Origin of the sequence: Flavobacterium salmonis (assembly GCF_903819435.1) — a bacterium.
In the GTDB taxonomy this organism is placed as follows: domain Bacteria; phylum Bacteroidota; class Bacteroidia; order Flavobacteriales; family Flavobacteriaceae; genus Flavobacterium; species Flavobacterium chungangense.
Genome location: NZ_CAIJDP010000069.1, coordinates 122,826 through 129,249, shown reverse-complemented (window position 1 = coordinate 129,249; position 6,424 = coordinate 122,826). Strand labels below are relative to the sequence as shown.

Sequence of the window (6,424 nt, the reverse complement as noted above, 5' to 3'; positions counted from 1 at the left end):
GGTTTTTCTCCACAATATGAACACATATTGTCAAGTCTGTCATCACTAAATGTCTTGATTTGTCTCAATTTTCTGATTTCCGTTAAAATTACTGCCAACTAGTTTATATACGCATAAATTCAACTCATTTTATTCCAAATTGGTATGTTATGCGCATGTTTTGTTTCGTATTATTTCTCCCAAATATATTTATTTTTTCTTACAAACTGTAAAAAAATACGATTCATAAATCATGAAAAACCTCTTATGAAAATTAATGCCCTAGCCCAGATTGGAACGGCATCCTTTTGTGGTCTCGTTTTAAAAAAAACGAGACCACAAAAGATACAGTAGACAGCTGGAAATAGCTCCTGAAACTATTTAATGAGTTTATTCAGCATTCCGTTGAAGATAAAGCCGTGAAAAGGCAGTACGGAATACCAATATAATTTTCCTAAGATTCCTTTTGGCTTAAAAGTCGCCGCCTGATATAACGTATTGTGAATGATCTTAAATTCGAGCCATGCTTCGCCGGGTAGTTTCATTTCGGCGTATAAGATCAGTTTTCCTTCTTTTTTATTGGCATACAGAACGCGCCAAAAATCGAGTGCATCGCCGGCATAAATAGTATGTTTATTGGTTCGTCCACGACGGGAACCTACACCACCAAATAACTTATCGATAAAGCCTCTGAAACTCCAGAGCCAATCGCCATAATACCAGCCGGTTTCCCCTCCTATCGACCAGATTTGATTAATCGTATAGTCGCGATCCAGAATTTCTTTTTTTCTTCGGTCAATGTAACAGCCTTTTTTAGGCACCTTTAAATATCCTGAAATGCTTTGGCTAAACCTGCCGCTGATCAGGGAATCTTTCCAGCTTGATATTACTTTGTCTTCCCCAACTTTTGATAAAGCCCTGGAAAGTGCTTCTTTGTAAGGAATTGGCTTTACGCCTAAAAGTTCGTTGATGCGATGATCACTGCAAATCACCTCAACTTTCATGCTGCTAACTAAGGCTGCTGCCAGTTTATAAGAGGTCGAGGTTACAAAATACAGCCAGTACGATGACAGTTTAGGTGTCATGACCGGAATGGTAAAAATATATCTTTTTAGGTTTTTTGCTTCGGCGAAAGCCAGTAACATTTCCTTGTAGGTTAGAATATCCGGACCTCCAATATCGAAACTCTGGTTGTAAGTAACCGGATTTAAAAGTGATTTTGAGAGGAATTCCAATACATCATTGATGGCAATAGGCTGGCATTTTGTATTGAGCCATTTGGGAGTAATCATGACCGGAAGTTTGTTGACCAGATCACGGATAATTTCGAAAGAAGCACTTCCGGATCCTACTATAATTCCTGCTCTTAACGTCGTCAACGGAACTTTTGATTTCGCTAAAATGCTTTCGACATTTTTTCGGGAAGACAGATGTTTTGAGAGCGATTTATCATTTACAATTCCGCTTAAATATAAGATTTGCTGTGCCTGGGTTTGATTGATTCTTTCAGAAAAATTCGTTGCCGAAATGCTTTCCAGTTCATCATAATTGGTATCAGAACCGGACATCGAATGGATAAGATAAAAAGCGGCATCAATATCTGTTGGAATATTTATTAAAGTTTCTTTATCTAAAAAATCAACTTCGATAACCTGTACTTTTTCCTGAAAATCTTCCGGAATATAAAATCTGTTTTTATCTCTTACACAGCAAATTACATCATGCCCTTTATCCACTAAAATAGGTAAAATACGTTTTCCTATGTAACCTGTAGCGCCTGTTAAGAGAATTTTCATGTTTTTTAGATTTTAAAACTCACCAGACCATAATCCATTTCGAAAACCTGACCTGAAATAGAATTTGCTTTTTCAGAGATTAGGAAATCAACCATATTAGCCACTTCATCAGGTTTTAAATAACTTTTCATGGGATGGCGTTCAATCATATTTTCTTTCATACGATCGTTTCGCAGTATTGAAGCTGAAAGTGACGTTTCGGTAATTGTGGGTGCAATTGCATTGACACGTATTGTGGGAGCCAATTCAGCTCCAAGTGATTTTACCAAACCTTCAACACCTGCTTTTGCAGTTGCGATACTGGCGTGAAAAGGCATCCCTAATTTTGCAGCAACGGTACTGAACAAAACAATGGAAGGCAGATTGCCTTTTTTTAAAACTGGCAGGTATTTCTGAATTACTTTTACGGCACCAATGACATTGATTTCAAAATCATTCCTGAAATCATCAACACTTAAGCCCGAAATAGGTTTTAAAGTAATCGATCCCGGACAATAAATCAAAGTGTCTATATTTTCGATATCAGGAAGTTCATCCTTCAACACATCCAAATTAAAATGAGTCAGGTTCGGATGATTAATATTTGGCTCGTTTCGACTGATATTGAATACATTGTTGTTTTCTAACTGCTGCTGTAATACCGCATTACCGATACCTTTGCTGCCTCCAATAATTAGGATATTCTTCATCTTTTCGAAATTTTATTATGACTTATATGTCTTTGTCTGGAACATTTAAAACGACCTTCTTTAAAGTCTCTGAGTTTTTCATGCTTCGTTTTCCTTCCCTGAACACGTTCGCGCCACATTTTAAAACTTGAAGCTTTCATTTCGATTCGCATTAAATCGATAACTTCCTGTTCTTTTAAACCAAATTGTATAAAGATAGCATCAAAAGTTGTTCGGTCTTCCCATGCCATTTCTATGATTCTGTCTTTTTCCAGGTCGGTCATTTCCTCTTTTGTCATTTGTATTTTTGAAATTGGTTAACCACAATTTTTGCTTTCAAATCAAACATCAGATTATACAAACCGAAAAAAGTACGATTCATATAAATAAAATGTTTGGAACCGCGATTCCCATTCATTTTTTTAAGATTAGTATCGTTAGAAAAACGTTCTCCTAATTTTGCGATATTTTCGAAGAAAGTTACATCAGCAAAATCGAAGGTTTCGTCCTGAAACGGTTTCGTGAAAAGCGATAACAAATCATGAAACATCTCTGTAAAATACTCGATTTCTGCAGGTGAATCATCTGGTCGAAGAATCTCTAATTCGAATAATTTCTCGTTGAATCGATTTTTATCGCTAATGACGTTTTTGTTGATTAACTCGAAATACGGTACATAAAATTCATTTGGAATCTGTTTCATACATCCAAAATCAATTGCAATCAAATGGTTTTGATCGTCAACGAGAAAATTTCCGGGATGCGGATCAGCGTGAACTTTTCGCAAAACATGAATCTGGTACATATAAAAGTCCCAAAGTGCCTGACCAATTTTATCTCCGGTTTCACGATCAAAATCTTTTGCCGTAAACTCAGAAAGATGAATTCCGGTCATCCAGTCCATCGTGATGATTTTCTCTGATGAAAATTCAGGATAATAGTTTGGGAAAAGAATGTTTTCGATTTTACTGCAGGCCGCAACCACTTCCTGGCTTTGTTTGAGTTCCAGTAAATAATTGGTTTCTTCAATCAGTTTGTCTTCAACTTCCTTAAAATATTTATCAGAATCTTTTCCTTGTAAATTAAACATTCGAATCGCAATAGGTTTGACCAAAGCCAAATCTGACGAAATACTATTGGCAACACCCGGATATTGAATTTTAACGGCTAGTTTTTTATCGTTTTTAACAGCCAGATGAACCTGACCAATACTTGCCGCATTGACAGAATTGGCATTGAATTCATCAAAGATTTCATAAGGTGTTTTGCCTAAATTATTTTTAAATGTTTTTAAAACCAATGGAGCTGAAAGTGGCGGAACAGAAAACTGCGACAAAGAGAACTTCTCTACATACGCCTGAGGCAGAAAATTCTTGTCCATGCTCAGCATCTGCGCGACTTTTAAAGCGCTTCCTTTTAGGCTTTTTAAGCCATCGTAAATATCTTCAGCATTATTTTCATTGAGTTTATCTCGGGTCAAGTCTGGATTAACCATTTTTTCAGCATAATGCTTCACATAGTTAACACCTATTTTTGCACCGGTCTGTACCAATTTGCTGGCTCTTTCAATTTTTGACGTGGGTATATAATCGATTGTTTTCATTTATTTGCTGTATATTTTTTCTTTGAAAAGGAATTTCCCAAAGTCAATCAGATGGTTTAATGGTTTAACATTCATTAATTCGAATGAAGCATTTACAGATTTTTCTATAAAAATATCTGTTTTTTCAAATGCTGCAGAATCATCGTCCATCCAGAATTTTATGGTCATCATCAGCTGCAGCCAGGCACTTTCCTGAATGGCTTTTTCCTGATATTTTTGCAATTTCTCCTGCTCCAGCCTGTAATCATCAGTCAGGATTTCGGAAACATAATTTTTAAATGCTTCGCGAAGTGTCGTCAGCTGTACTAAATTCTTTAATGGATTTCTGTCCCGTTTTAAAGATTGTAAAACGTAACTTCTGTTGGCTGTCAAAATTTCAAAAAAAGTGAAATAAAAACTCAGCATTTTATTCTTCATATCATATTGCGGATAGTCTTCATGCTGATGCAGTAAATTAAAAGAATTTTCAAAAAACAGTCTAAAAATTTCTTTTTCTAAACTTTCAAGTGTTCCAAAAAAAGTATAAAACTCAGCTTCTGTAAAGTGATTATGCTTTGCAAAAAGATAAACTGATTTTGGCTTTTCTCCTTTTTCCAAAACCTCATTCATGTATTTTGAAACGATATCATCCTTTGTGATTATCTTATTTTTAGTTGCCATTTCATTAAATTTAGAATTTGCCTTAAAGGTACGCAATGTTTAACTATATTTGTGTATCGTTAAACAAAACCTTCTGTTAAATATATTATAAACTATCATGGCAAAAAATGTTTTATTAACTGGCGGTACCGGATTTATCGGTAAATATCTTACCGACATATTGATTTCTAATGGTTTCTCTGTATATATTCTAAGCAGAAGTGACAATAATAACTCCGGTGCCATAACCTATTACAAATGGGATTTGGAACGTAATTATATTGACGAAGAGGCCATTCTTAAAGCAGATTATATTATCCATTTAGCAGGCGAAGGAATTGTAGAGAAAAGATGGACAGCCAAACGCAAAAAAGATATTTTAGAAAGTCGCACCAAACCCATTGAACTTATTCATTCAGTTCTTCAAAAAAACAATAAATCATTGCATGCATTTGTTTCTGCGTCAGCAATTGGAATTTACGGAGCAGCAACAAGCAATGAAATTTGTACAGAGAGCACCCCTCCGGCAAATGATTTTTTAGGAATGACTTGTCAAAAATGGGAACAAGCCGTTGATAAAATTGAATCTTTAGGAATTAGAACTGTAAAAATCAGAACAGGAATTGTATTAGGAAGAAATGAAGGTTTTTTAAAAAAACTTACACCGGGTTTTAAAATCGGATTTGGAACAGTATTAGGAACCGGAAAACAATATTTGCCCTGGATTCACATTGAAGATTTATGCATTATTTATTTAAAAGCCATTCAGGATGAGCAAATAAATGGTGCTTATAATGCAACTGTTTTAGACAATACTACAAACGCAATATTATCTAAAACACTTGCCAATTTGTATGGATATTCGATTTGGCTTCCTAAAATCCCTGCATTTATCCTTAAACTATTTTTAGGAGAAATGAGTGTTGCCGTCCTAAACGGTCAAAGAGTTTCATCGGAAAAAATTAAAAAAGCAGGTGTTCATTTCCTTTATGAAGATTTAAAAACAGCGCTTTCTAATTGTTTGCCTTAAAAATTAATTTTTATTTTAGAGTCAGTAGATTTTGTTCATCACCACCAATAACTCCGTTTAATTGAGTTTTTGCAATTTTTCCAATTTTTGAAGCTATTCTGTCCGGAATTTCAATATCAAAATCAGCAGTAGAAATTGGAAAATCTGATGTAATTCGTATTCCTCCATTGGCTTTTTTTAACATTGCCTTTACCACTATTTCTTTAGATTTTCCACGAATCATTAATCTACCTTTAATTACGTATTCTTTTTCAACTTCATCAATGTCTTTTAAATCAAATTTTTCGATTTTTCCTTTAAAAAAAGCTTTAGGGTACCGGTTGCTTTCGATATAATTTTCATTGAAATGCTCTTCCATCAAATCCAGTTTAAAATGAAAATCTCTCATGATAACAGTACATAAAAAAGTACTTGTTTTGGGCTCCAAAATAATCAAAACCGAACTGTTTACCGCTTTTATTTCTTCAAAAAATGGCACTGAAGCTTCAAAATTTATTATTGCTTTGCTGGTAGTTATTTTTTCCTGAGCAATAATAGAATAAGTGGTAAATAGCAGAATAAATAAAATAGTTTTTTTCATAATCGTCTGCAATTAAACAATTATATCATTCGGTTTTATTTAAAGAAAGAAAAGCTGAAATGAATCAGATTAAAAAAATCGAATGGCGTAACTCCGTAAAACATAGTAATACAACCATGTACTTAAAGT

The 6,424-nt window shown here is 34.4% G+C and carries 7 protein-coding genes; 1 reads left to right on the top strand and 6 read right to left on the bottom strand.

Features of this window, described 5'->3' with window-relative positions:
- Window positions 1-356: 356 nt before the first annotated feature.
- From FLACHUCJ7_RS12860 to FLACHUCJ7_RS12840, 5 genes are read right to left on the bottom strand one after another with little or no spacing between them, the layout of a single operon-like run.
- Window positions 357-1,775 (bottom strand): SDR family oxidoreductase, encoded by a 1,419-nt coding sequence (locus tag FLACHUCJ7_RS12860; protein WP_180909160.1) that lies wholly within the window; start codon window positions 1,773-1,775, stop codon window positions 357-359.
- A gap of 5 nt (window positions 1,776-1,780) precedes the next feature.
- Window positions 1,781-2,464, bottom strand: coding sequence for an SDR family NAD(P)-dependent oxidoreductase (locus FLACHUCJ7_RS12855; RefSeq protein WP_180909159.1), 684 nt, complete (start codon window positions 2,462-2,464; stop codon window positions 1,781-1,783).
- Window positions 2,461-2,742, bottom strand: a complete 282-nt coding sequence (locus tag FLACHUCJ7_RS12850) for a TIGR03643 family protein (RefSeq protein ID WP_180909158.1) — start codon at window positions 2,740-2,742, stop codon at window positions 2,461-2,463. Before FLACHUCJ7_RS12850 ends, FLACHUCJ7_RS12855 begins: the two co-directional genes overlap by 4 nt.
- Window positions 2,739-4,046, bottom strand: coding sequence for an ABC1 kinase family protein (locus tag FLACHUCJ7_RS12845; protein ID WP_078225954.1), 1,308 nt, complete (start codon window positions 4,044-4,046; stop codon window positions 2,739-2,741). Before FLACHUCJ7_RS12845 ends, FLACHUCJ7_RS12850 begins: the two co-directional genes overlap by 4 nt.
- Window positions 4,047-4,706 carry a TetR family transcriptional regulator C-terminal domain-containing protein gene (locus tag FLACHUCJ7_RS12840; RefSeq protein ID WP_180909157.1) on the bottom strand — a complete coding sequence of 220 codons (660 nt, stop codon included), beginning with the start codon at window positions 4,704-4,706 and terminating at the stop codon, window positions 4,047-4,049.
- Window positions 4,707-4,803: 97 nt separating this feature from the next.
- On the opposite strand from FLACHUCJ7_RS12840, the gene FLACHUCJ7_RS12835 reads away from it, so the two are divergent.
- Window positions 4,804-5,715 carry a TIGR01777 family oxidoreductase gene (locus tag FLACHUCJ7_RS12835; protein ID WP_180909156.1) on the top strand — a complete coding sequence of 304 codons (912 nt, stop codon included), beginning with the start codon at window positions 4,804-4,806 and terminating at the stop codon, window positions 5,713-5,715.
- A 10-nt stretch (window positions 5,716-5,725) separates the two neighbouring features.
- Here FLACHUCJ7_RS12835 and FLACHUCJ7_RS12830 read toward each other — a convergent pair whose 3' ends face one another.
- Window positions 5,726-6,295: a YceI family protein gene (locus FLACHUCJ7_RS12830; RefSeq protein WP_180909155.1), complete on the bottom strand. Its 570-nt coding sequence runs from the start codon at window positions 6,293-6,295 to the stop codon at window positions 5,726-5,728.
- Window positions 6,296-6,424: the final 129 nt, after the last annotated feature.

What these genes read in the sequence shown, in the direction of transcription:
- FLACHUCJ7_RS12830 (WP_180909155.1), bottom strand. Translation starts at nt 6,295, where the DNA reads ATGAAAAAAACTATTTTATTTATTCTGCTATTTACCACTTATTCTATT.
- FLACHUCJ7_RS12835 (WP_180909156.1), top strand. Translation starts at nt 4,804, where the DNA reads ATGGCAAAAAATGTTTTATTAACTGGCGGTACCGGATTTATCGGTAAA.
- FLACHUCJ7_RS12840 (WP_180909157.1), bottom strand. Translation starts at nt 4,706, where the DNA reads ATGGCAACTAAAAATAAGATAATCACAAAGGATGATATCGTTTCAAAA.
- FLACHUCJ7_RS12850 (WP_180909158.1), bottom strand. Translation starts at nt 2,742, where the DNA reads ATGACAAAAGAGGAAATGACCGACCTGGAAAAAGACAGAATCATAGAA.
- FLACHUCJ7_RS12860 (WP_180909160.1), bottom strand. Translation starts at nt 1,775, where the DNA reads ATGAAAATTCTCTTAACAGGCGCTACAGGTTACATAGGAAAACGTATT.
- FLACHUCJ7_RS12855 (WP_180909159.1), bottom strand. Translation starts at nt 2,464, where the DNA reads ATGAAGAATATCCTAATTATTGGAGGCAGCAAAGGTATCGGTAATGCG.
- FLACHUCJ7_RS12845 (WP_078225954.1), bottom strand. Translation starts at nt 4,046, where the DNA reads ATGAAAACAATCGATTATATACCCACGTCAAAAATTGAAAGAGCCAGC.